This window comes from Novosphingobium sp. B-7 (assembly GCF_000410615.1).
Classification (GTDB): Bacteria; Pseudomonadota; Alphaproteobacteria; order Sphingomonadales; family Sphingomonadaceae; genus Novosphingobium; species Novosphingobium capsulatum.
Genome location: NZ_APCQ01000231.1, coordinates 1 through 212 on the forward strand (window position 1 = coordinate 1; position 212 = coordinate 212).

1 protein-coding gene is annotated in these 212 nt (G+C 72.2%); it reads right to left on the reverse strand.

Features of this window, described 5'->3' with window-relative positions; translation table 11 throughout:
• On the reverse strand, nt 1–212 hold a 212-nt coding region (locus tag H926_RS31470), incomplete at both ends, for a cell wall hydrolase (protein WP_148291608.1).

Below are 212 nucleotides of genomic sequence, written 5' to 3' on the forward strand. Positions count from 1 at the left end.
GCGCGCCCAGGCGGCAAGACCGGGATGGCGGCGCGCCAGGCTGCCATCGCAGGTGAAGGAAAACTGGCAACCGGTCTGGCGCTGCGATCCCTGGAACACCACGCCGCACACGCTGGCCATGCCGCCGGGGCCGGCAAAGGCGGGATGGCGCGCGCGGTTGAGCACGACCTGCACCACGGCCCGCTCTCCCGAAGGATCATCCCCCGCCTCGT